This is a genomic window from Dyella halodurans (assembly GCF_026283925.1).
In the GTDB taxonomy this organism is placed as follows: Bacteria; Pseudomonadota; Gammaproteobacteria; order Xanthomonadales; family Rhodanobacteraceae; genus Dyella; species Dyella halodurans.
Genome location: NZ_JAPDPF010000014.1, coordinates 14,623 through 38,813, shown reverse-complemented (window position 1 = coordinate 38,813; position 24,191 = coordinate 14,623). Strand labels below are relative to the sequence as shown.

22 protein-coding genes are annotated in these 24,191 nt (G+C 65.4%); 11 read left to right on the top strand and 11 right to left on the bottom strand.

The window, feature by feature from the left end; genetic code table 11:
* Positions 1–354: 354 nt before the first annotated feature.
* Positions 355–1,476, bottom strand: a complete 1,122-nt coding sequence (locus OUZ49_RS19990; protein ID WP_266152380.1) for a glycosyltransferase family 4 protein — start codon at positions 1,474–1,476, stop codon at positions 355–357.
* A 236-nt stretch (positions 1,477–1,712) separates the two neighbouring features.
* Between OUZ49_RS19990 and OUZ49_RS19985 the strand changes: the two genes are divergently transcribed.
* The 6 genes from OUZ49_RS19985 (at position 1,713) to OUZ49_RS19960 (ending at position 8,316) form a co-directional block, all read left to right on the top strand.
* Entirely contained in the window at positions 1,713–2,987 is a 1,275-nt protein-coding gene (locus tag OUZ49_RS19985) for an O-antigen ligase family protein (RefSeq protein ID WP_266152379.1), read from the top strand.
* Between the two features lie 33 nt (positions 2,988–3,020).
* Positions 3,021–4,013: a glycosyltransferase family protein gene (locus OUZ49_RS19980; RefSeq protein ID WP_266152378.1), complete on the top strand. Its 993-nt coding sequence runs from the start codon at positions 3,021–3,023 to the stop codon at positions 4,011–4,013.
* Positions 4,014–4,085: 72 nt separating this feature from the next.
* On the top strand, positions 4,086–4,901 hold the full coding sequence (locus OUZ49_RS19975) for a glycosyltransferase family 2 protein (RefSeq protein WP_266152377.1): 816 nt from the start codon (positions 4,086–4,088) through the stop codon (positions 4,899–4,901).
* A gap of 3 nt (positions 4,902–4,904) precedes the next feature.
* Complete coding sequence (locus OUZ49_RS19970; protein WP_266152376.1) at positions 4,905–5,933, top strand: CDP-glycerol glycerophosphotransferase family protein; 1,029 nt, start codon at positions 4,905–4,907, stop codon at positions 5,931–5,933.
* Positions 5,934–6,279: 346 nt separating this feature from the next.
* Positions 6,280–7,992: an ArnT family glycosyltransferase gene (locus OUZ49_RS19965; protein ID WP_425492404.1), complete on the top strand. Its 1,713-nt coding sequence runs from the start codon at positions 6,280–6,282 to the stop codon at positions 7,990–7,992.
* A 9-nt stretch (positions 7,993–8,001) separates the two neighbouring features.
* On the top strand, positions 8,002–8,316 hold the full coding sequence (locus tag OUZ49_RS19960) for a tetratricopeptide repeat protein (RefSeq protein ID WP_266152374.1): 315 nt from the start codon (positions 8,002–8,004) through the stop codon (positions 8,314–8,316).
* A 120-nt stretch (positions 8,317–8,436) separates the two neighbouring features.
* On the opposite strand, the gene OUZ49_RS19955 is transcribed toward OUZ49_RS19960, so the two are convergent.
* A complete protein-coding gene (locus OUZ49_RS19955; RefSeq protein WP_266152373.1) occupies positions 8,437–9,318 on the bottom strand; it encodes an LpxL/LpxP family acyltransferase in 882 nt (293 codons plus the stop codon).
* Between the two features lie 106 nt (positions 9,319–9,424).
* Between OUZ49_RS19955 and dtd the strand changes: the two genes are divergently transcribed.
* Both dtd and rpoD read left to right on the top strand, forming a co-directional pair.
* A complete protein-coding gene (gene dtd / locus OUZ49_RS19950) occupies positions 9,425–9,880 on the top strand; it encodes a D-aminoacyl-tRNA deacylase (protein ID WP_266152372.1) in 456 nt (151 codons plus the stop codon).
* 163 nt (positions 9,881–10,043) lie between these two features.
* The gene (rpoD, locus tag OUZ49_RS19945) at positions 10,044–11,897 is read left to right on the top strand and encodes an RNA polymerase sigma factor RpoD (RefSeq protein WP_266152371.1); all 1,854 of its coding nucleotides are present in this window, start codon (positions 10,044–10,046) and stop codon (positions 11,895–11,897) included.
* A gap of 182 nt (positions 11,898–12,079) precedes the next feature.
* Here the strand turns inward: rpoD and OUZ49_RS19940 are convergent, their stop codons facing one another.
* The 4 genes from OUZ49_RS19940 to ftrA all read right to left on the bottom strand — a co-directional run bounded on the left by OUZ49_RS19940 (position 12,080) and on the right by ftrA (position 16,321).
* The gene (locus tag OUZ49_RS19940; RefSeq protein ID WP_266152370.1) at positions 12,080–12,451 is read right to left on the bottom strand and encodes a nuclear transport factor 2 family protein; all 372 of its coding nucleotides are present in this window, start codon (positions 12,449–12,451) and stop codon (positions 12,080–12,082) included.
* Between the two features lie 98 nt (positions 12,452–12,549).
* On the bottom strand, positions 12,550–14,154 hold the full coding sequence (locus OUZ49_RS19935) for a S10 family peptidase (RefSeq protein ID WP_266152369.1): 1,605 nt from the start codon (positions 14,152–14,154) through the stop codon (positions 12,550–12,552).
* Positions 14,155–14,442: 288 nt separating this feature from the next.
* Positions 14,443–15,294 carry an EamA family transporter gene (locus OUZ49_RS19930; protein ID WP_266152368.1) on the bottom strand — a complete coding sequence of 284 codons (852 nt, stop codon included), beginning with the start codon at positions 15,292–15,294 and terminating at the stop codon, positions 14,443–14,445.
* Positions 15,295–15,334: 40 nt separating this feature from the next.
* The gene (gene ftrA, locus OUZ49_RS19925; protein WP_266152367.1) at positions 15,335–16,321 is read right to left on the bottom strand and encodes a transcriptional regulator FtrA; all 987 of its coding nucleotides are present in this window, start codon (positions 16,319–16,321) and stop codon (positions 15,335–15,337) included.
* A gap of 78 nt (positions 16,322–16,399) precedes the next feature.
* Here ftrA and OUZ49_RS19920 point away from each other — a divergent pair, with 78 nt between their 5' ends.
* From OUZ49_RS19920 to OUZ49_RS19910, 3 genes are all read left to right on the top strand, one after another.
* Positions 16,400–16,798 carry a rhodanese-like domain-containing protein gene (locus OUZ49_RS19920; protein WP_266152366.1) on the top strand — a complete coding sequence of 133 codons (399 nt, stop codon included), beginning with the start codon at positions 16,400–16,402 and terminating at the stop codon, positions 16,796–16,798.
* 1 nt (position 16,799) lies between these two features.
* The gene (locus tag OUZ49_RS19915) at positions 16,800–17,267 is read left to right on the top strand and encodes a GNAT family N-acetyltransferase (RefSeq protein ID WP_266152365.1); all 468 of its coding nucleotides are present in this window, start codon (positions 16,800–16,802) and stop codon (positions 17,265–17,267) included.
* 62 nt (positions 17,268–17,329) lie between these two features.
* Positions 17,330–17,635, top strand: a complete 306-nt coding sequence (locus OUZ49_RS19910; protein ID WP_266152364.1) for a DUF1272 domain-containing protein — start codon at positions 17,330–17,332, stop codon at positions 17,633–17,635.
* Between the two features lie 78 nt (positions 17,636–17,713).
* Here the strand turns inward: OUZ49_RS19910 and fabI are convergent, their stop codons facing one another.
* From fabI to OUZ49_RS19885, 5 genes are all read right to left on the bottom strand, one after another.
* On the bottom strand, positions 17,714–18,496 hold the full coding sequence (gene fabI, locus OUZ49_RS19905) for an enoyl-ACP reductase FabI (RefSeq protein WP_266152363.1): 783 nt from the start codon (positions 18,494–18,496) through the stop codon (positions 17,714–17,716).
* 40 nt (positions 18,497–18,536) lie between these two features.
* Positions 18,537–19,724, bottom strand: a complete 1,188-nt coding sequence (locus OUZ49_RS19900; protein ID WP_266152362.1) for an acetate/propionate family kinase — start codon at positions 19,722–19,724, stop codon at positions 18,537–18,539.
* Positions 19,725–19,728: 4 nt separating this feature from the next.
* Complete coding sequence (locus OUZ49_RS19895; RefSeq protein ID WP_266152361.1) at positions 19,729–20,667, bottom strand: phosphate acetyltransferase; 939 nt, start codon at positions 20,665–20,667, stop codon at positions 19,729–19,731.
* A 42-nt stretch (positions 20,668–20,709) separates the two neighbouring features.
* Positions 20,710–23,040: a DUF3141 domain-containing protein gene (locus tag OUZ49_RS19890; RefSeq protein ID WP_266152360.1), complete on the bottom strand. Its 2,331-nt coding sequence runs from the start codon at positions 23,038–23,040 to the stop codon at positions 20,710–20,712.
* 496 nt (positions 23,041–23,536) lie between these two features.
* A complete protein-coding gene (locus OUZ49_RS19885) occupies positions 23,537–24,184 on the bottom strand; it encodes a bifunctional 4-hydroxy-2-oxoglutarate aldolase/2-dehydro-3-deoxy-phosphogluconate aldolase (RefSeq protein ID WP_266152359.1) in 648 nt (215 codons plus the stop codon).
* Positions 24,185–24,191: the final 7 nt, after the last annotated feature.

Below are 24,191 nucleotides of genomic sequence, written 5' to 3'. Positions count from 1 at the left end.
TGCGTGACCGGCTGGCACCGGGTGACGAACTTGGCCTCGTGGCCTGGAAAGAACAGAACTTGCTGATGCTCGATCGTCCGGCCATGGACTTCGGCTTCACCCGACCCTGGCATGCGCAGTACGCCGCGGCGGTGCAATGGCAAGCGCAGGATCCGGCGCATCGCTGGTTGTTCGTGCTGGACCCCGTGCTGGGTCATTGCGTCGACCGCAGCAAGGCGATGAGCCTGGGTCATGCGAACCGGCGCGAATGGTGGATGTTGAAGGCGGATGCGGTGACGCCGGGCTGCCTGCCGGACGACAGCGTGGACGGCGCGGCGACATCGGCAGACGACTAGCGACGCCGGGGAGCTCCCGTCAGGCTTGTCGCGACTCGAGCAACTCGCGATAAACCGCTTCGGTCCGCTGCACGAACAGTGGCAGGCCGAAGTCACGCTCTGCATGCTGGCGCGCGGCCCGCCCCATGCCGGCAAGTTCATCGCGCTGCTCAAGCAAGCGCCTCACCGCAGCGGCGATCGCCACCCGATCGCGCACCGGCACCAGCCAGCCATCCACCTCGGCATCGATGTTCTCGGGCAGGCCGGCGTAGTCCGTGAGCAAGACGGGCTTGCCCATGGCCATCATTTCGCGGCAGGCAAACGAGATGGTCTCCACGTCGTAGGAAAGCACGAAGCCGACATCGAGCGCGGCCACCAACGGCCGTGGATCAGTCAGCACGCCCGGAAACACCACCTGCTCGTCCAGCCCCAGCGCGCTGACACGCTGGCGTTCCTCCGTGGTCGGCGGCACGCCGGCAATCGGTATCCGCAGCCGTCGGCGGATGTCCTCGGGCAGGGAGGCCACCGCCTCGACCAGATCCATCCAGCCCTTGTAGCTGGCGGTGCCCGCATTGCTGCCGAGCAGGAAAAGCGTGGCATCGCCGCCATCCCAACGGCGGCGCTCGGCGGCCGCGGCATCCGCGGGCCAGGGTTTCCAGCGTTCGATATCGACACCGTTGTAGACCGTGTCGATCCGGCAGCGCCGGTAGGCCGTGCGCAGCAGTTCGCGGCGGGTGTATTCGCATACCGCGATCACCTGGTCGGTCTGCCGGGCGCGCAGCGATGCACCCAGGCCACGCACGCGCTTGGAGTTGTGCTTGGTCCAGACCAGGGCGGGGCGCGTCGCCGGCATGGCCGACAACACCAGCCGATGGTCGGCCGAGCCGTTCACATGGACCAGGTCGAAGGCATGCGTCCGCAGGTAGTGCTTCAGTTGCGCCCGCGCATGGCGGCGCGCCCGCCATCGATTCAGGCCATTCGGAAACGGCTGATCGAGGACGAACACGCCAGGCAGGGCGCGCGCCTCGCGATTCAGGCGGCTGCCGGGCGGGGCGGCCACATGAACTTCATGGCGTGGCGCCAGGGCCGCGGCGAGTTCACGGATATAGGTGGTGTGGCCGCCGCCGTCGCCGGCATGGAAGTTGGTGAAAAGAATCTTCAAACCGGGGCCTCGATGGCGACAGAGAGCCCTTCGAAAGGGCTTGCGACGGATGAACCCAGCCTCGCCGAATGGGCAGCAGGGGGCTCTTTTTCCCCATAGAATGTCATAGCTTGTGCGGCAATATCCCTATCGCCGCCGGGCTGGGGACCTAGCGGAATACCGCAGTGAAACAGGGTTCGCACTCGTGCGGACAGGGCTGGCTTATACCTAACAAGCCGGACAATGAAGAGGATTTGATGAACCAGGTTCCACGCGCCCCCCAGGCTTCCCGCGCCCGCACCTTTGTCGCGACGCTGCTGCTGGCGTTGCTGCCGGTCTCCTTCGCGGTGCCTGTCAGGCTCAAGGTGCTGCCGATCGCCTTGCTGTTCTTCTACGGCATCGGCCTCCTGATCGCCGACCGGGAAGTTCGCGCCAACTACCGGGCCGCCCGGGCGGTGGTGCTGGCCTGCGCCTTGAGCATGCTTTATGCGATAGGCAACAGTGTGGGGCATCGCCTCGGCTGGACCGAACTGGACCTGCCCTCGCACATCCTGGCCTTCCTGGCGATCGCCGCGGTGTTTGGGCGCGCCATCCACGTGCGCTGGTTCTGGCTGGGGCTCAGCCTCGGCGCCGCCGCACTCGGGCTGGTGTGTATCTACCAGCACTATATCCAGGGCGCGCCGCGGGCTACCGGACTGGATGGCGCCGACTGGGGCGTCATCGAGCTGGCCATGTTCATCCTCGTGCTGTCGCTGAGCGCCGTGGTGCAGATGCTGCGTCCGCAGCTTTCCTGGCCGGAGCGCGCGCTGCATGCGGCCTGCGCCGTGCTGGGCAGTTTCGGTGCCCTGCTCACGCAAAGCCGTGGCCCGCTGCTGGCTTTCGCACCGGTGTTCCTGATGGTGGTGCTGCTGCATGTGGTGCGCACGAAACAGTGGCGTGATGCCCTGATCGTGCTTGGCGGCGCGGTGGCCATCGCGGCCGTTTCCGTGGTGTTCCTGCGTGGCGAGATCCTGCAACGCTTTACTGCCATCGGCCATGAAGTGACGACCTACCGCGCGGACGATAGCCAGGGCGCCGTCCGCGAGCGCATAGAAATGTGGCGTGTCGGCACCCGCGCGTTCATGGAGCACCCGCTGGCTGGCGTGGGCATCGATCAGTTCGGTGCGTACACCCAGACCCTGGTAAGCAAGGGCCTGGCGAGCGAGAGCATCGCGAAATACACGCACCCGCATAGCGAATACCTGGAGGCGGCGGCGTGTGGCGGCGTGCCTGGGCTGATCGTGCTGTTGCTGCTGTTCGGGGTTCCCATGGTGTTTTTTGCCCGCCGCGTATTCGACCCCTGCGACACCGCGGCCACCACGGCCACCATCGGCCTGCTCACGGTGAGCATGTATGCGCTATGCGGCTTTACCGACAATGTGTTGTATCGCCCGATGCCGCATTCGCTGTTCTTCTTCCTGACCCTGGGCATGGCGGTCCTGGCTAGCCGCCTGCAGCGTGAGCGGTCACTGCGCGAGGTCGCCCCAACATGAGCCTTGCCCCTCGGCTATTCCCGCGCTGACGCCATGGCCCGCATCAACCTCATCGCCTGGGACAACAACCGCGGACTCAGCCACGATATCCGCCTGCTGACGGAAGCCTTGCGCAACCTCGGTCACGAGGTGAGCTTCACGGCCGTGGGGCCGCCGCGCGAGCGCCGCCGGTGGAAGTCGCTGGCCCAGCGCCTGCGGCGGTTCGCGCAACGGCTGCAAGGCAGCAGCGAGTATCGCTACGACTTGAGCATCACCCTGGAGCACGTGTGCCCGGACCATTGGGGCCTGGCGCGCCGTAACGTCTTCATTCCGAACCCGGAATGGTTTTCCGGGCGGGATCGCCGGCACCTGGGCAAGTTCGATGCCGTGTTCACCAAGACCGAGGCGGCGACGGCGCTGTTCAACCGGCTAGGCGCGCCGGCGATCCATATCGGCTTCCAGAGCACCGACTGCTTTCAGCCCGGCATCGCTCGGCAACCAACCTTCCTGCATCTTGCGGGCGCCAGCCGCATGAAGGGCACGGAGCGGTTGCTGGCTGTGTGGCGACGGCATCCAGAATGGCCGATGCTGCATGTCTTGCAGGCGCCGGGCACGGACGACGAGGCCAACAGCACGACGGGCAATATCGAACACCGGCGTGAATACGTGGCGGACATTGCAGAGATTCGCGCGCTGCAAAACACCCATGTCTTCCAGCTATGCCTTTCGGAAACCGAAGGCTGGGGGCATTACATCGCCGAGGCGCTGAGTTGCGCGGCCGTGGTGCTGACCTGCGACGCCCCACCGATGAACGAGCTGGTCACGCCTGAGCGTGGCATCACGGTGGCGGCGACCGCCGGCGAGCCGCTCAATCTGGCCACCCGCTATCTGTTCGACGAGGACGCGCTGGAGCAGGCCGTGGAGCGCTGCATCCACATGCAGCAGGCCGAATGGGAGCAACGGGGGCGACTGGCCCGCGCCTGGTATCTGCAGAACCAGCATGGCTTTGAAACACGGCTCGACGCAGCCCTGCAGAAAGTGCTCTAGCCAGAAGCGACGATTCGCTTGCGCGCCGCGCCCATTGGTCTCCAGCCCGCCACAGGCTCTAGAATCCCGCTCATGCCTACCCTTCCCATCACCCTCGTCGTCATCACCTACAATGAGGCGAACAATATTGCGCGCTGTCTCGACAGCGTGCCGTTCGCCGCGGAAAAGGTGGTCATCGACAGCGGCAGCACTGACGATACCGTCGCCATTGCGCAAGCGCACGGTGCCAGGGTCGTGCATCAGGACTGGCTGGGATTCGGGCCGCAGCGCAATTTCGCCACGACCCAGTGCAGCCACGAATGGATCCTGGCGCTGGATGCCGACGAGTACTTGTCGCCCGCGCTTTGCGCCGAGCTGGAGCAATGCCTGCCGGAGCTGATGGCCAGCAAGATCTGCGCTGCCTACCTGCGCCGCGCGACCATCTTCATGGGCGCGCCCATGCGCTGGTACCTGCCGGCGATGGGCGAGAAGATGGCACGCCTGTTCCATCGCGAGCGGGCGCGCTGGGCCGACGTGCGCGTGCACGAGTCGCTGCGCTTCAACGGACCCTCGGTGACGCTGAAAGCGTCCTTCAACCACGAGAACAACCCCAGCTTGCCCGAGAAACAGGTCAAGGTGCTGCGCTACGCCGAATTGAAGTGCCGTGACTGGCTGGAGAAGAACAAGCCGCTGCGGCTGTGGGAGATGCCGTTCGTCTACCCGGTCACCTTCATCAAGGACTACATCCTTCGACTGGCCTGCCTGGACGGTTGGCGCGGCTTTGTCGTCGCCGAGACCGCCGCTTCGTATGCCGTCTACAAGCGCATGCGTTATTACGAAATGAAGTGCAATCCGGGCTCGGTCGAAAACGCGGCCGCAGCACTGACCCGTCATGGCATCGATCGCTGAAGCATGAGCAGGCAGCACTATCTTCTATATGGCTCCGAGCGCTATGCGCTGGCCATCCTGCGCCCCATCCAGGACGCGATACGCGCGCGCGGGGACGAAGCGGCGTGGTTCTTCGATGGCCCCGGTGCGGAAGATCTGGTGGAAGGCGAGAAGCTGCTCACCGTCGATGAAGTGCGGCGCTGGAATCCGCTGGCGGTGATCACGTCCAGCAACGCCGTGCCGCACTTTTTCCCTGGCGTGAAAGTGGAAACCTTCCACGGCTTCGACGCCGGCAAGCCACGGCATATTTATGTGCGCGGTTTCTTCGATCTGTACTGCACGACCGGACCGCGCGACACCGCCAAGTTCAATGAAATTGCCGACCGGGTCGGCCACTTCACCGTGATTGAAACGGGCTTTCCCAAGCTCGACCCTTTCATGAAGGAAATCAGCGGGCCGCTGCCAGCCGTGCGCAAGCCGCCGGTGATCCTCTATCACTCCACCTTCTCGCCTTCGTGGAGCGCCGCGGAGACGCTGTACGACGAGGTGAAGCGACTGTCGCGCGATGGCCGCTGGCGCTGGATCGTCACCTTCCATCCGAAGATGAAGCCGGAAACCACGGCGCGCTACAAGGCGCTGCAAAACGAGTTCCTCAGCTTCGCCGAGAACGACAACATTCTGGAACTGTTCCCGCAAGTGGACATGATGTGCTCGGACACCTCGTCCGCACTCAACGAGTTCCTGCTGACCGGCAAGCCGGTGGTGACGTTCAACAACCGTCGCCCCGGGCCGCAGCTGATCGATATCCACGAGGCTGCGCAGTTCGAGCCGGCGATCGAACGCGCGCTGGCGCGCCCGCCCGAGCTGATGCAGGCGATCCGCGAGTATGGCGACGCCATCCATCCGTATCGCGACGGGCATTCCAGCGAGCGCGTGCTGCAGGCCATCGACACGTTCGTCGCGGCGGGCGGGCGCAACCGGCGTCGCAAGCCCTGGAACTTCTGGCGCAAGCTCAAGATCCGTCGTCGCATTGGTTACTGGGGTCCGGCCTGATATAGCGCGACCGGCGGTCCGGCCGTATCGTGGCCCAAGCTTGGCTCGGGCGAGGGCCTGTTCGCGCCTTCCGCGTAGTCCGCGCCGGGATCTTTTTGCGCGCCAGACAAGGAAGAACGAGGGAGTGTACGTCCGTACACGACCGAGTGATGACGCCGGATGGAGGGCAAAAAGACCCGGCCCGGAGGGTTGCTAGTCCGTGGCCGCCAGGCGGCAGCGCGCGGCTTGACCTGGCAGCCAGCCAGGCCGGCGCCACGCACTACCACCTGGCGGCCACGGACTAGTAACGCGGACCACGCGGAAGGCGCGAACAGGCCCTAGAATCGCCCCACGTTCACCAAGAGGAATGCCCGTGGCATCCAGCAGCTACAGCCGTTCCGAACACCTCCGGTCGCTCTGGCCATGGCTGCCCTTGTGGACGCTGGCTGCGTTGTTGGCGATCTTCTCGCACGGCCCGATGCCGCTGTACTCCACCCGCACCCTCGCGGTGGCCTGGGAAATGTGGAACCACCACTACTGGCTGGTGCCGCATATCAATGGCACGCCGTACAGCGAGAAGGTGCCGCTGCTGTTCTGGTTGATTCACGCCGGCTGGTTCGTGTTCGGCGTCAACGACATCTGGCCGCGCGTGCTCGAGGTGATCTTCGGCGGCGCCCAGCTGGTGCTGGTGTCGGTGCTGGCGCAACGGCTGTTCCCGAACCGCCCGTGGGTGGCCAAGGGCGCGCCGTGGATCCTGCTGGCGCTCGGTTATGCGTTCCTGTTCGGCCTGCAGATCATGTACGAGGTGCTGCTGGCCGTGTGGGTGCTGGCCGCCTTGCTGTGCCTCACGCCGAAGGCGCATCGCGCCGAGCCACGCTGGCTGCTGTTCGGCTTGTGCATCGGCGCCGGCCTGCTGACCAAGGGCCCGGTGATGCTGCTGCACGTTGCCTTCCCCTGGTTGCTGGGGCCGCTGTGGAATGACTGGGCCCGCGACAACCGCGCCCGCTGGTATGGCCGTGGCCTGTTGTCCGTCTTGCTCGGCGGCGCGCTGCTGCTGGCCTGGGCGTTGCCCGCCGGCTTCAGCGGTGGCGAGGCGTATCGCCAGCGCCTGTTCTTTACCCAGACCGCCGGGCGCGTGGTCGACGCGTTCGATCACGCGCGCCCGTTCTGGTGGTACCTGCCCGCAATTCCGGGACTGCTGTTCCCCTTCAGCGGCTGGCCGCGGGCCTGGGTGGCGCTGATCACGCTGCGCCGTCCGCTGGATATGGGCCTGCGCTTCGCGCTGTGCTGGCTGCTGCCGGTGCTGCTGGCGTTCTCGTTCATCAGCGGCAAGCAGTGGTATTACCCGCTGCCCGAGTACGCCGGCGCGGCGCTGCTGATCGCCGGCGCCATCGCGGTGCTGCGCGACCAGCGTCCGGCCTTGGCGACGAACCCCTGGCTGGGCACCTGGCCCTTGGGCGTGGCCGGCATCCTGTTCGGCGCCTTCCTGTTCGCGCTGCCGCTGCTGGTGGCCCATAACGAGCTGCATGGCGAATGGTTCGACACCACGCAGCGCTATAGCCGTTTCTTCAGCGTGGTGTTCGTGCTGCTGGGTGCGCTGCTGTTGCTGCGTGGCCGTGGCGAGGTGCGCCGGCTGGCGGTCGCGGGCCTGGTCGGCACGCTGGCGCTGAATACGCTGTTCACCCTGACCGTGTGGCAGAACTTCGACCTGCGGCCGTCGGCGCACCTGCTGGGCGCTGCCGATACGGAACATCGTGCCATCGGCCTGCTGGGCACCTACGAAGGGCAGTTCCATTTCGAGGGTCGGCTGACCCACGCCATCGAGCGCGTGTACGAAGGCGAGTCGCTGCAGGCCTTTGCCCAGCAGCACCCGGACGGACTGGTGGTGGAGCATCCGGACAAATTGGGCGCCGAGGCCTTGCGCTATGCGCTGCTGGTGCAACCGTTCCGCTCGGGCTGGGTGGTGATCTGGCCTGCCGCTTCGCTGGCGGATCTGCGCGCCGGTCGCGTACCACCGGAACCCGTGCACCCCACCCGCGTCTATCAAGTCGATGACTGGCGCTTCCGCTCCATGCAGTAGGGCTCGCCCATGACGGCCAACCTGATCGCCAACCTGCGCGCGCAGTGCGGTGGACCTCGCGACGGTGCGCTGTTGCGCTTCTCGCTGGGCAACGCCTTGCTTGCGGCCGGCGACGCCGAGGGCGCGGCCGATGAACTGCGGCAGGCGGTGACGTTCGACCCGGCTTATTCGGCCGCGTGGAAACTGCTCGGCAAGGCTTGCCTGGCGCTGGACGACCAAGCCGGCGCAGCAGCGGCATGGCAGCAAGGCATCCAGGTGGCGCAGGCGCGTGGCGACAAGCAGGCGGAGAAGGAAATGACCGTGTTCCTGCGCCGCCTCGGCTAGGAACCCGCTATGGATCGTCATCCCAGCGGCTTTTAACAGCCGAAGGCTGGTCAAGCTGGCATGACGGTTCTTCCAGGGATGACGATGCCTCTGGGGATGACGGCGTCCCGCAGGCAGCCCTCAATCGTACGGGCTGGTGCGGTCCATGGCCGTATAGCGCTTGTAGTGCCACTGGTACTGGGCGAAGGCCAGCTCCACGCAGTCTTCGACGCCACGATTGAGCGCCCGGCAGGCCACGGCAAGGTCAGCGTCGACCAGTCCCTCGGGTGCCGGTAGCAGGTGGATGCGATAGCCCTCGCCCTTGGGCAACCGCTCGGCGAACGCGAACAACACGGTGGCTCCGGTACGCGCAGCAAGCCGCGGCAGCAACACCATGGTCAGCGCATCGCGACCGAAGAACGGGGCGAACTCGCCATCGCCCGCACGTGGCTTCTGGTCCGGCAGGATGCCCACCGTGCCACCGGACGCGAGCCGCTTGTACAGCGTGCGCACGCCGGCACCCTCGGCCCGCACCTGTTCCGGCGCCAAGGCGCCGCGCACCTTGCGCAGCAAGGCTTCCACCGCGGCCATGCGTGGAGGGCGATAGAGAATCGCCATCGGGGTCTTGCGACACAGCCAGTAGTTGAGCAGTTCCCAGCAGCCCAGATGCGGGGCCGCGACGATCACGCCCTTGCCGGATGCCAGGGCGGCGTCGAACAAGGCCTCGCCGCGCACCTCGCGCACCATGTCCAGCGCACGCTCGGCATCGCTGCCCCAGATCTTGGCGATCTCGGTGGCCGACTTGCCGCTTTCCATCATGGCCGCACGCAACAGCTCGGCATGCACCGCATCGTCGAGGCCGGGGCGGGCAATGCGCAGGTTGACCGAGGCGTTGTGCGCGGTGCCGCTATGACGCCACAGCGAGAAGCGGCCGATGGCCGCGCCGATGCCATGCAGCATGCGTAGCGGCAACAGGCCGAACAGGCGCAGCAGCAGGTAGATGAGATAGATGTCGGGTCGCATGAGCGGCGCAGTGTACCCGTCCCGTGCGCCAACACGACCTGGCCCAGGTCGTGCGGCGGGCATCGGCAGGCCCTAAACTGCATCCATCGCCATCTTCTGACTCCCCATGATCGCCCTGATCCAGCGCGTCCAGTCCGCCCGCGTCGATGTCGCCCAAGCCGATGGACAACAGGAAACGGTAGGAGCCATTGGCGCCGGCTTGCTCGCCCTGGTCGCCGTGCAACCCGGCGATGACGAACCCCGCACCAAGCGCATGCTGGAACGGCTGCTCGGCTACCGCGTGTTCTCCGACGAGCAAGGCCGCATGAACCGCTCGTTGACCGATACCGGCGGCGACTTGTTGCTGGTCAGCCAGTTCACCCTGGCCGCCGACACGCGTTCGGGCATGCGCCCCAGCTTCACCAGCGCGGCCACGCCCGACGAAGGCCGACGCTGGTTCGAGCGCCTGGTGGCCTTGGCGCGAGCGGCGCACCCGAGGGTGGAAATTGGCCGCTTCGGTGCCCATATGGAGGTTCACCTGGTCAACGATGGGCCGGTGACGTTCTGGCTGGAGACGCCATGAGCAACATCACCACGACACGGCTAGCGACTTCGATGAAATCACCCGAAGATGCCTATTTGGCGCGATTTTTGCGTGTCGGCGTTCGCATGTTTTTCACTTGAAAACTGGTCAAAAAAGCATCACATGGGTATACTGATCGGTTCCTGCATACGCGGCGGTAGGTATGAATAGCAAAGCTCCCGAGCAACAATCGGAAATCAAGGCGCTCATCTCCAAGGGTCTGGAGCAGGGCTACCTGACCTACGCCGAGATTAACGATCACCTGCCCGACGACATCGTCGATCCGGAGCAGATCGAAGACATCATGGCGGTGCTCAAGGGCGTCGGCATTGAAGTGCACGACGCTGCACCGGATGCCGATCCGCTCTCCGACACTGCGCCGGGCACCGGCACCGATGACGAAGCCGCCGCCGAAGAAGCGGTCGCGCTGCTCTCGGCCGTCGACTCCGAAGTGGGCCGCACCACCGACCCGGTGCGCATGTACATGCGCGAGATGGGCACGGTCGAGCTGCTGACCCGCGAAGGCGAAATCGCCATCGCCAAGCGCATCGAGGAAGGCCTGGGCCAGGTGCAGACCGCACTCGCCAGCTTCCCGCTGACCATCCAGCTGCTGCTGGAAGAGTACGACCAGCACCTGGACGGCAAGCGCCGCCTGAGCGAGATCCTGGCCGGCTTCGCCGACCTGGAAGAGGCTGCCGACGCGGCCCAGGCTGCGGCGGCCGAAGCGGAAGTCGACGCCGACGTCGAAGTCGACGAGGAAGAAGACGAGACCGCCGAGGACGAGGAAGCCGGTCCGACCGGTCCGGATCCGGAAGAGGTCAAGCGTCGCATGGAACTGCTGCGCGACTACTACGGCAAGTTCCAGAAGGCGGCCCCCAAGGCCACCGACATCACCGACAAGAAGATCGTCAAGCTGCGCGACCAGATGGCTGAGGAGTTCCTCAAGCTGAAGCTGCCGTCCGCGCTGATCGACGGCTTCGTGCGTAAGCTGCGCGAAGTGGTGAACGACATCCGTCACCACGAGCGCGTGCTGATGGACATCTTCGTCAAGCACGTGAAGATGCCCAAGGCCGAGTTCCTCAAGACCTTCCCGAGCAACGAGGGCAACCTCGAGTGGGCGGCCGAGCTGGGTCGCAAGCGCCAGAAGTGGTCGCCGAACATCAAGGGCTTCAAGGAAGTCATCGACGCCGAGCAGGAAAAGCTCGCCTCGATCGAGCGCCAGCTGTTCCTGCCGCTGACCGACATCAAGGAAATCAACCGCACGATGTCGATCGGCGAGGCCAAGGCCCGCCGCGCCAAAAAGGAAATGGTCGAGGCGAACCTGCGCCTGGTCATCTCCATCGCCAAGAAGTACACCAACCGCGGCCTGCAGTTCCTCGACCTGATCCAGGAAGGCAACATCGGCCTGATGAAGGCGGTGGACAAGTTCGAATACCGTCGCGGCTACAAGTTCTCGACCTATGCCACGTGGTGGATCCGCCAGGCCATCACGCGCTCGATCGCCGACCAGGCACGCACCATCCGTATCCCGGTGCACATGATCGAGACGATCAACAAGTTGAACCGCATTTCCCGCCAGATGCTGCAGCAGTTCGGCCGCGAGCCGACGCCGGAGGAGCTGGCCAAGGAAATGGAGATGCCCGAGGACAAGATCCGCAAGGTGCTGAAGATCGCGAAGGAACCGATCTCGATGGAAACCCCGATCGGCGACGACGAGGATTCGCATCTGGGCGATTTCATCGAGGACACCAACGCCAGCTCGCCGATCGAGTCGGCGACGGAAACGGGCCTGATGGAAACCGTGCGCGACGTGCTGGCCGGGCTGACCCCGCGCGAGGCGAAGGTGCTGCGCATGCGCTTCGGCATCGACATGAACACCGACCACACCCTCGAGGAAGTCGGCAAGCAGTTCGACGTCACCCGCGAGCGCATCCGCCAGATCGAGGCCAAGGCGCTGCGCAAGCTGCGTCACCCGAGCCGGTCGGAGCAGTTGCGGTCGTTCCTCGATATCGACTGATCAGGGTCGATTCGTGCAAGACAAAAAGCCCCGCGGAAGCGGGGCTTTTTTCATCCGTCGATCCAAGGTTTCCGTGTCTGTAGGAGCGCACTCTGTGCGCGATAGCCTACGGAGCGGTAACGTCGAGACGCTGCGATCGCGCACAGGGTGCGCTCCTACAGGGCTTGGGCGTCCGGCGTAGGTCAGCCCTGATCGAAGAAGAACTGCTCGTGCACGATCTTCTCGTCCTTGACGTGATACACGCAGACCTCGCTCATGCTGACGCGGCCGTATTCCTTCATGGTGGCGTCCAGGGTCATGACGATGCTGAACCAGTTGCCGGCCACCAGCGGATCGCTCACTTCGACGCCGTGCATCTCCGTCACGGCCTCCTGGAAGCGTTTCCCTTTCTCCAGGATCGCGTCCAGGCCCTTGACGTTGCCCAGCGGGCCTTGCGCCGACGCCTCGGGCTCGATGCTCACCGCATCCTTGGCGTAAAGCTCGTGCTGCGCCTCTTCGAAACGGCCATGACGACAGAGTGCGATCAGCCGTTTGGCAACGGTCTCAGTGCTCATGCGTACATCTCCGGGGTGGGGAATCCGGAGCGTAACGCCAGCTTATTCAGCCCTATGTGAAAGTGCGGCGGCCCGCAGGCCGCCGCACCCTCGGGACCTCAATGCTTGCTGACGTTGTCGGTTTCGTCGATGAAGCGGGCCACATTGTCATGCAGCTGCTTCAGCGAATCCTCGTGCGCGTAGACCATGTGGCCGGACGGGTACCAGGCGTACGAGATGTTCTTCTGCAGGTTGGCCGGAATCGGCATGTGATGCATCTCGTAGTCGGCCGCGAAATACGGCGTGGCCAGGTCGTAGTAACCGCCGTTCAGCGACACCCGCAGGTTCGGGTTGGTCTTCATCGCCGTGGCCAGGTCGGGCATCACATTGGTCGACTGCTGCAGCGATTCGGTGCTACCCGGCGCCTTGTGCGCGAACTCCCAGTGATCGATGTCGGCAAACAGGCGATAGGTCAGGCCGTCGCCGAACTTCAGCTGGCGGCGCACATAGTCGTTGAACGCCGCCACGTAGGCCGAGCTGATTGCCGAGGACTGCGGGTCATACTCGGACGACTTGCTCAGCGGGTCGAGCGAGGGGCCGGAGAAGCGCGTATCGAGGCGGCCGGTGGTGACGTCGCCATCGCCCTGTAGCTCGTGCTCGAACATGCCGCCGTCGACGCGCAGGTTGGCCTTCAGCAGATAGGCCACCGGCAAGCCGGTGTACTGATGCAGCTTCTCGGCCACCGCCTGCTTGCGCGCACCGTCCAGGCGCGAGCCGGCCATCAGCGCCGAGGAGTAGTCGGTCAGCGCGAACTGCTCCACCTCGTGCAGGAACGGCTCCAGCGCCGCCGGTTGCTGGGGGAGCTTGTGGTGGTAGAACGCGGTGGCGGCGTACGTCGGCAGGCCGACGACATAGGGCAGGTCCACGCCCGGGTTGTTGGCGGCGCCGTCGATGTCGGTGTCAAAGCTGAGGATCTGCGACAGCAGCACCACGCCGTTGAGGTCGACGCTGTGCTCGTTTTCCAGGATGTTCGCCACCACCGCCGAACGGGTGGTGCCGTAGCTTTCGCCGAACAGGTACTTGGGCGAGTTCCAGCGGTTGTACTTGGACAGGAACTGGGTGATGAACTGGGCAAAGGCGTGGCCATCGCCGTCGACGCCGTAAACCTGCTTGCGGCGCTCCTTCATCAACTCCTCGCGCTTGCCCTTGTCCGCCTCGTCGGCGATCAGGCGGCTGAAACCGGCGCCCGGTGCGTCGATGAAGACCAGGTCGGAGGCGTCGAGCAGGCTGTAGTCGTTGTTGACCAGGCCATACGGCGCGGCCGGGGTGTGCGAATCATCGCTGGTCACCACGCGCTTGGGACCGAACGCGCCCATATGCAGCCACACGGTGGCCGAGCCCGGGCCGCCGTTGTAGATGAAGGTGATCGGGCGCTTGCCCGGCTCGACGCCTTTCTTGAAGTACGCTGTATAGAACATGCTGACCTGGGCCTCGGCTTCCTTGTCGCCGTTGCCGTGCAGCACCAGGGTGCCGGCCACCGCCTTGTAGTCGATGTTCTTGCCCTCGACCTTTACCGAACCCGAGGTTTCCGAGGTCTGCGGCTTGAGCAGCGCGGCGTCGGGCTTGTCCTCGGGCTTCTTGTCGTTGTCATTCTTGTCGGCGGCGTAGACGCCCGAGCTGAGCATCAGCGCGGCGAGGGCGGCGGCGAGGGAGAGCTTGCGCATGTGTGAAACCCCTGGGAGGCGCGAGGCGCGCGAAAGCAATCAGCTTAGGCATTGAGCTGGTCAAGTTTCATACCCCAGAAGTCACCCCAAACGTCACCCTTTAGTATCGTCATCCCAGCGAAAGCTGGAGGCGCTCTTCAACAGCCGAAGGGCTGGTCATCCAGCGACTTGCTCTGCATTTACCCACCTCTTCGACGCACGAAAGACACTGGATCCCAGCTTTCGCTGGGATGACGGGTAGGAGGGGGTGCGGGGAGACCTGCGCTCGCGGTGACTTTGAAGGGGCTCTCAGGCCCGGGTTATCAAGCCGATGGCCAGCAGAGCCAGCACCAGGCCGAGCAGGTTCACCCGGCTCAGCCGCTCGCGGAACGCGAACAGGCCCACCAGCGCGCCCAGCGCCACGACGCCGAGGTTCATGCTGGCAAAGACCAGGGCGGGATGGTCGGGCAGGGCCTGGTGGGCACGCACGTAGAACACGATATTGCCGAAGTTGGCCAGGCCCAGCAGCAGTCCGGCGATCACGTCGCGCACGGTGAGGCGAAGCCGCTCGTGCCAGCGACGCCACAGCTGCAGGAAGAACGCCACCACCAGGGCCAGCGCGAACATCGCCTGCAAGGAGGCCGCGAATGGCGTGCCGGCCTTCGCCACCAGCTTGAACAGGATGTCGATCGCACCGAAGCCGGCAAACACCACCAGCGGCCACAGCCAGCCGCCGCTTTCGGCATCCTTGCGCTCCGTGCGCCACACCATGCAGGCCAGCGCCAACAGGCCGAGCGCCACACCCGCTCCCTTGGACGCGCTCAGGCGCTCACCAAACAGCAAGAAGGCGGCGAGCAGCGAGATCATCAGGGACAGCCGTTGCGCGGCGTCCGTGCGCACGATGCCCGCGCTGTTCACGGACGCGGCCAGGGCCTGGAAAATCAAGGGCAGCAGCAGGCCCAGTCCCACGAAGCCCAACCATGGCGCCTGCGGGCTACGCAGCACCTCCAGCGAGGGATGGAACACGACGGCCGTCAGCACGCTGGCTGCCACGTAGTTCCAGGCGATGGCCTGCCCGACATCGATCTGCAGGCGACGCGCCAGCTTGAGCAGCACCGACACCAGTACGCTGCAGATGACGCTCAGGAGCACGTAGATCATAGGTTGCCTTGGGAGAGAGGGAGATGAAGAGCGGCAGACGTCATTGGTGGGCAAAGCGCTCGCGGTAACGTGCCGGACTCAGCTTCAGGCTGCGCCGGAAGTGGTGGCGTAGGGTATCCGCACTGCCGAAGCCGCACACGTCGGCAACGCGTTCCACCGCCATGTCGCTGCCTTCCAGCAACTCGCGTGCGCGGCCCAGTCGCTCATGGGTCAGCCACTGCTTGGGCGAGCAGCCGGTGGCTTCTTCGAAGCGCCGCAGCAAGGTGCGCTCGCTCATGCGCGCCCGCTCGGCCAGCAAGGACAGCGGCAGCGACTGATCCAGGTGGCGGCGCATCCATTCCAGCAGCTTGCCCAGCGCCGCGCCCTGTTCGGGCAGCGGCGACTGGATGAACTGCGCCTGCCCGCCGTCGCGGTGCGCCGGCACCACGGCGCGACGGGCCACCGCGTTGGCGACCTCCGGGCCGTAGTCCCGGCGAATCAGGTGCAGGGACAGATCCAGCGCGGCGGCGCTGCCGGCGGAGGTGAGCAGGTCGCCGGCATCGACATACAGCACATCCGGTTCGACCTGGATGCGCGGGAAGCGCTCGGCCAGCGCCTGCGCATAGCGCCAATGCGTAGTGGCCTGGCGGCCATCCAGCAGGCCGGTAGCGGCCAGCACGAACACGCCTGAGCAGAACGACAGCAGCCGCGCACCGCGCGCATGCGCCCTGCGCAATGCGTCGAGCAGGGCGGCCGGCGGCGGCGAGTCGATGCCGCGCCAACCGGGCACGATCACCGTACCCGCGCGCGCGATGCCCTCCAGGCCCTGGTCGGCCAGCACGCGCATGCCGCCGGCGGCACGCATGGGGCCGTCGTCGACCGCACACAGGCCGAACCGATACCAGTCGTCGTGCTCCGGTCGCGGCAAACCGAACATTTCCACCGCAATGCCGAACTCGAACGTGCACAGGCCGTCGTAGACGAGTACGGCCACGTCCCTGTTTGCAGGGCCCTTGGGGCGACGGAAACGCTTTGGCGGTTTCTTCATGGTGGTTGTCATTCTTGCCAATTCCGGCCTCGCGCGCCAGTGCCGATACTGGCGCCGTCCCAACCCACGGAGCCGATCATGAGCAGTGTCGTACAGCGAGTTCCCGCCGCCGCCAGCACCGCTGCGCTGGCGCACTTCCAGGCCCGCCTCGGCTACGAAACCGATTGCGCCGACGTGTACTACGCGAGCAACCACGAGAGCAGGGACTTCGTCCTGCTGGATGTGCGTACGCCCACGCTGTTTGCCGCCGGCCATGTACCCGGCGCGATCAACCTGCCCACGCGCATGCTGTGCGAGCAGCGCCTGGCCGAATACCCGACCGATACGCTGTTCGTGGTGTATTGCGCCGGCCCCCACTGCAATGGCGCCAACAAGGCGGCCGTGAAGCTGGCGCAGCTGGGACGTCCGGTGAAAGAAATGATCGGCGGGCTGACCGGCTGGCTGGACGAAGGGTTCGGGCTGGAGCGCGGCGGCTGACATGGACGACGCGCTGGTGGTGAACCGGGCCGGTGCCGCCGATGTGGAAGCCCTGCGGGTGCTGTGCGCGGAACATGCCGCTTACGAGCGCCTGCCCCATCCGGCCGACCAGCGGATGGACGCGCTGGCGGCCGCGCTCGACGACATGCCGCCCCGACTTCACGCATGGATTGCACAAGTGGGTAAGGAAGCCGTCGCTTACGCCAGCGCCACGGTGGATTTCTCCACGCTCGATGGCGCCAGCTATCTGCACATGGACTGCCTGTTCGTGCGCGAGGGCTGGCGTGGCCGCGCGATCGGGTGGCAACTGTGGGAGACGCTGCGCGCTTTTGCGCTCACCCACGGATGCCATGAGGTGCAGTGGCAGACGCCGTCGTGGAACAGGGATGCGATACGCTTTTATCGCCGCCTGGGCGCCACCGAGTCGAGCAAGCTGCGCTACCGCTTCCCGCTCGATGGCACTGACTGACGCCGCTGCGCCGGCGTGGCCGTCGGTGAGATCATGCGGCTGCCTTCACCCGAGGAAACTTCATGCTGGAACTGCGCCCTACCTGCGAGCAGTGCAACAAGGCCCTGCCGCCTGCATCGACCGAGGCCATGATCTGCTCGTTCGAATGCACGTACTGCCGCGACTGCGCCGAACTGCTGCACAACGTCTGCCCGAACTGCGGCGGCGGCTTTACTGCGCGTCCGATCCGCCCCGCGCAGGACTGGCATAACGGCAATACCCTGGCCAACTATCCCGCGACCGGCAAGGTCACCTACAAGCCGGTGGACCTTGCCCAACACGCTGCCTTGGCCATGCGGCTGCGCGACCTGCCTCCCGAACGCCGCTAAGGCTCATATACCGTCCTCCCGGGTTCCTGCGCGCCGGTCGACCGGGAGATCGGCCTCCCGGTTCCTTGCTTTCGCTGGTCAGGCCATGATGTTGACGCCGCCATCGACATACAGCGTTTCGCCCGACAGGCGCCGGGCATAGGGCGTTGCCAGAAACGCGCAGGTAAAGCCGACGTCCATGATGTCGACCAGCTCACCGAGCGGTGCCCGTTCGGCGGCCTGGGTAAGCAGGAGGTCGAAATCCTTCAGGCCCGATGCGGCCCGCGTCTTGAGCGGCCCTGGCGAGATGGCGTGGACACGGATGCCCTGCGGCCCCAGTTCATACGCAAGGTAGCGCGCGCAGGCTTCGAGCGCGGCCTTGACCGGGCCCATCACGTTGTAGTTCGCCACCACCTTGTTGGCGCCGTAATAGCTCATCGTCAGCATAGTGCCGCCGTTTTTCATCAAGGGTGCGGCCAGGCGGGCCATCCGCACAAACGAGTGGCAGGAAATGTCCATCGCGCTCGCGAAGCCTTCGCTCGAACACTGCAGCAGGCCACCTTGCAGGTCGTCCTTCGGCGCCCACGCGATAGAATGCACCAGGATGTCGAGGCCGCCCCATTCTTTGTCGATCCGCTCGAACACGGCTTCCAGCTCGCCGGGCCGGGAAGCGTCGAGCGGCATCAGGATGGGTGCCTGCAGCGCTGTCGCGAGCGGCTCGACATAGGGTTTGGCCTTGTCGTTCGCATAGGTGATCGCGAGCTTCGCGCCAAGTTCGTGAAATGCCTTCGCGCATCCGTAGGCAATGGAATGCCCGTTGGCGATACCCGTTACGAGCGCTTTCGCATCGTTCAGGATCATTCGCGGCGGGTCGATGGTCATGAAAGGACTCCTTCAAGGCAGTTTCATGGGTGCAACCGCTTCATGACGCCGTTGTTCCGATCGCCGCAAGCGTGTGTTGGCCGATCATGAGTTCTTCATTGGCGGGAATGACCCACACTGGCACCTTGCTCGACGCCGTGCTGATGCAGGGGCCGCCCGACTGGTTCGCGACCGGATCGAGCTCAAGCCCGAGCCAGGCGGCATCGCGCACGATGCGCTCGCGGATCGACACGGCGTTCTCGCCCACACCGGCCGTAAGGACCAGGGCGTCGATGCCCTGCATGGCCGCCGCAAGAGAACCCAATTCGCGGCCGATCCGATAGGTGTAGATATCGATGGCGAAATGCGCGCGGGGTTCGGGGCTTTCGAGCAGCACGCGCATGTCGCTCGACACTCCCGATACCCCCAGCAGACCCGACTGCCGATAGATCAGGTCTTCGATCGCCTGCCTGTCCATCTTCAGGGCAGCCATCAGGTAAAGAATCACGCCCGGGTCGAGGTTGCCACAACGCGTGCCCATCGGCAGGCCGTCGACGGCCGTGAAGCCCATCGTGCTGGCCACGCTCCTGCCGGCCACGATCGCGCACATGCTCGCGCCATTGCCGAGATGGGCGACGACGGTGCGGCCTGCTGCCGCAGCCGGCGCGAACTGCGGCAGCACGCTGGCGATGTACTCGTACGAGAGGCCATGAAAGCCGTAGCGTCGCACTCCCTGTTCCGTAATGGACGGGGGGAGTGCATAGGCCTGGGCGACTTCCGGCGTCGTGCGGTGAAACGCCGTGTCGAAGCAGGCCACTTGCGGAATCTCCGGCCGGTTTCGCGCAATGATGCGCATCGGGGCCAGGTTGTGCGGTTGGTGCAGCGGTGCAAGCGGCACCAGCTTTTCGAGCTCGTCCAGCACGACCGGTGTCACCCTAACCGGCCCCGCATACGTCTGCCCGCCATGCACGACGCGGTGGCCAACGGCGATCAGGCGATGGCCTTCGCCGTGACTGCGCAGAAAGCCGCCGATGTGCTCGATCGCACCCTCGTGATCCAGTCCGAAGCCCGCACCCCAGTCTTTTGACGTCTTCTCGCCCGTGCTATCGACGGCCGTGAAGCGCGGCGCCGTATGCAGCCCGTCGACCTGCCCGCGCACGACCAGATCCAGCGCCTTGCCATGCACGCCGAAGGCGCGGAACTTGATGCTGGACGATCCGGCGTTCAGCACCAGGATGATGTCCGCCATGGCGCTACTCCATCACCTTGGCGCTCTCTCGCTTGGCGAGCGCCACCAGTGCGGCCACCGCGCACGAAGCGAGCCGTGCCATCACCGTATCGGCGCGGCTGGTCAGGATGATCGGCACGCGTGCACCCAGCACGACGCCCGCCGCGTCGGCGCCGGCCAGGAACGACAGGCTCTTCGCCAGCATGTTGCCCGATTCGAGGTCGGGTGCCATCAGCACGTTGGCGCGCCCGGCCACCCGCGAATCAATCTGCTTGATCCGCGCCGCTTCGAGGTTGATCGCGTTGTCCAGGGCGAGCGGGCCGTCGACCAGCGCCCCTGTCACCTGGTGGCGATCGACCATCTTGCACAGCGCAGCGGCCTCGATCGTCGACGGCACTTTTGGGCTGACGGTTTCCATCGCCGACAGGATCGCCACGCGCACTTCCGGAAAACGCAGGGCATGACCGAGATCGATCGCATTCTGCAGGATGTCCATTTTGACTTCGAGCGTCGGCGCGATATTGACCGCGGCGTCGGTGATGATCAGCGCGTGGTCATGCTGCGGCACGTCCATCACAAAGCAGTGGCTGATGCGCCGCGCGGTGCGCAGCCCAGCATCACGACTGACCACCGCGCTCATCAGCTCGTCGGTATGCAGGCTGCCCTTCATCAACGCATCGGCCTTACCTTCGCGCACCAGCTGCACGGCGGCAGCCGCCGCGGCATGGCTGTAGGGCGCATCGACCAGCTGATAGGCGGCAATCGAAAGGCCCGCCTCCGCAGCAGCGGACTCGATGCGCGCCCGCGGTCCGACGAGGATCGGCGTGATCAGCCCGTTCTGCGCCGCTTCGATGGCTCCCGCGAGCGAACTCGCATCGCAGGGATGCGCGACCGCGGTTGGCATCGGCGGCAAGGCCCTGCAGTGGTCGATCAGCCGTTCGTACTTGGCATGTTTCGCTTCCATCGACGCTCCTTTCAGACGACGACCCCGTCGGGGCAACGGCAGCTACGGATGCACCGGCGCCTCGACAGGCTGCTCGCGTACGGCATGCTTCGCCAGCATCGTGCGGATGCGTTCGAACATGACCCGTTGAGCCTCGGTTGGGCGGGTGCCCAGCACGCGTTCGTCGGTCAACAAGTGGCCAAACAGGGTGAGGAACCGCTCGCGGTCGCCCTTGTCGCCGAGGAGCAAGGGCAGCGTTGCGATGGCCTGCACCGGTTCATGCCTGACGATGATCTCCTGCTCGCCGCGGATTCGCCGCCACTGATCGGGCGGCAGGTCCGGCAGGTAATCCGCATACGCCTGTGCGAGCTCTTTACGCGTGAACAGGCGGGACAGCGGCAACGGCTCGTTTTGGCGCGCGAGCAACGCCGCCGCGCGCGCAAGGGCTTCGGTGTAACCGCCTTCCTGGATCGCCGCGAGCGCTTCCCTGACGTACGGTTGATCGCGCGCCTCCGTGGCGGGTAGCGCCACATCTTCACGTGCACGATGATGATCGGCCAGAAACTTCGAGAACAGGTTGGCGTAGATCGTGAAGAAGGTGGCCTCCGTGCCGGCATCGCGCACGGCCCGGTAGTAATCCAGCGAGGCGCTGATCATTTCAGAGCCGACCTGCTCGATCCTGCGCCACGGATTGTCCGCTTTCGCGGCCTGGCGGTGGTTCTTGACTGCACTGGCCGCCGACGGCAGCCACGCAAGCCACGGGTTGTGGTCCGAAAACGCCCAGCGCTGGAATCGCAGCGGATGGAACGCGCGCAGCAGGTGTGCCGACATCTCGTTGGACATCGACTGCACGAACGGCTGCGCGAACAGTTCATACGCCTGCTGGTTGAACTCGGAGAGTTCGGCCACGGCCTGGAAGGGCTTTTCGTCATCGCGCTTGAAGCGGTTGAAGTGGGCCGCGATTTCTTCCAGCTGATGCTCGCGAAACTCGACTTCGTATTCGATCTTCCCGTCCGCGCCCTCGTGGTCGGTGATCGACATGCTGTACAGACCGGGCGTGAACGATTCGATGGCTTCGAGCACCGAGACAATCTGCGCGTGTTCCTTCTTGGCCACCTTGCCCGACACAAAGATGCCGAGATGGCCGATGCTCTGGTGCATCAGGCCGACGATCACCTGGCCGCGCGCCTTGATTTCATCGGTGCTGCCGTACAGGTCCGCCACCCAGTTGAAGGCTTGTTGCGGTGGCGTGATGTTGTCGCCCAGCGAAGCGAACAGGATGATCGGCGAACGAATGTCGCGCAGGTCGAGCGCCTTGCCCGTGGTCCCTTTGACCTCGCCCGACCACAGCTTGTTGCCGACGAACAGATTGCGCGTGATCCACTCGATCTCCTCGCGATTCATCAGGTAGTAAGTGCCCCACCAGCGTTCAAAGTCGAGATACCGCGGAGGCTCGGTGTCGATGTTGCTGAACAGGTGGTAGTACTTGTCCCAGAACGTGTTCGCGGGGTTCAGATTCTCGAAGTTCTGCACCAGGTGCGCGCCGTCGAACTTGCCGTCGCCCAGATCCGCGGTGAACGAAGCAAGCCAGGTCCCGCCAAGGATGCCGCCCGAATAGCGCATCGGGTTATCGCCCTCGCCCTCGCTCCACGCGCCGCTCCAGTACGACATGGGCGCGCCATTGATGACGATCGGACCGGTGTCGTCAGGGTCCGTGGTGGCGATCATCATGGCCGCCCAGCCGCCCTGGCAGTTGCCGATGAGCACCGGTTTCCCGCTGTCGGGATGCAGGGAACGCACTTTCCGCACGAATTCCTGCTCGGCGGCGCAAACGTCGAGCATGGTCTGGTCGGGTTCGGGATCGGGGAAGAAAATGACGAAGTAGACCTGGTGGCCGGCGCGCAGCGCGACCCCCACCTGCGAATCGTCTTTGAAGCCGCCAATGCCCGGGCCATGGCCGGCACGCGGATCGATGATCAGATAGGGGCGCTTGCGGGCATCCACCGTCACGCCCTCAGGCGGCCTGATCTTCAGCAGGGCGTAGTTGACGGGCCTTGCGAACTCACGGCCATCGAGAATGTACTCGTAGTCGAAATGCAGCACCGGCTGCGGCTTTCCGGCGGTTCGCTTGACGAACTCCGAGCCACGATCACGCAACGTATCCCAGAACATCACCGAACGTTGGGCCATGTCGATGGCGTAAGACCACGTGTCCCACGGCGTCGGCCATGCTCCGCCCGAGGCCTCGCCTGAGCTGGCGCCGCCGTTGCGACCCAGCGCGCTGTTTACGCGTTCGTCGAACTGTTTCTGTGCGACTTCGGTGCGCTTCTCCCAGACGCGCGAGACCTTCGTGTTGATGTCCAGGTTGCGTGACAACTGCGTGACAGCGTCCATAACGTAGACCTCGATATCGAAACAGTCAGTCGGTGCGGCCGTCACCGCGGCCCGCGGCCAACGTTGGTGGGACGTATACGTGCACGCGGTATCGAAACCGCGTGTACTCCCGATATCTTTCCGAGCACGGTATTCGTGTGGGCAGGCGAGGCTGGCATGGTTCCGCCGACGCCAGCGCCTCCCGGTGCTTCAGTGTGCCGAAGTCACATTACGCCGTCGTGAAGCCGCAGCCTCGATACCGATCAGGCGTCCCACTTCGATCAACGCAATGCGTTGATCACCTTGAAGGTTCCGCTCTTGTGCAGACCATCGCGCAGCGCGGGAACGACGCCGATCCCGGCACCGCTGGTGGCGACGCATGCCTGCGTCATGGCGTTGCTCTGTTGCAGGACGTCCGCCCGACGTTGCCGCCTCGCGCCGCGTCTCGTCCACCACGAGCACGGCTGCGTACAACGGCTAGTCGCTGTAAAGCGACGGTAGCCGGCAATAACTATAACTACGCGCCGCGCAGGGCCGCCGCCTCGCGCGCCAGCCGCTCGATGCCGGCCCAATCGCCGCTTTCCAGCTTGTCCGCTGGCGTCAGCCACGAGCCGCCGACGCAGAGCACGTTCGGCAGCGTGAGGAAGTCCTGGGCGTTGGTCAGGCTGATGCCGCCGGTCGGGCAGAAGCGGATCTGCGGCAGCGGGCTGGCCCAGGCGCCGAGCAGCTTGTGGCCGCCAGCCGGCACGGCCGGGAAGAATTTCAGGTGGTGGTAGCCACGTTCCAGCAAGGTCATGGCCTCGCCTGCCGTGGCCACGCCGGGCAGCAGTGGCAAGTCGCTGTCGTCGGCTGCGTCGAGCAGACCTGGCGACACGCCGGGTGATACCGCAAAGCGGGCACCGGCCTTGTGCGCCGCGCGCAGGTCCTTCGCGCTCAGCACGGTGCCGACGCCGACCATGGCACCTTCCACTTCTTCGGCGATGGCGCGGATCGCGTCCAGCGCGGCCGGCGTGCGCAAGGTCACCTCGATGGCGGGCACGCCACCGGCGACCAGGGCGCGCGCCATCGGCACGGCGGCGCGGGCGTCATGGATGATGACCACCGGCACCACCGGCGCCAGGCGCAGGGTGGCTTCGATCTGCTTTTGCTTTTGTTCGATGCTCATGGCGTTC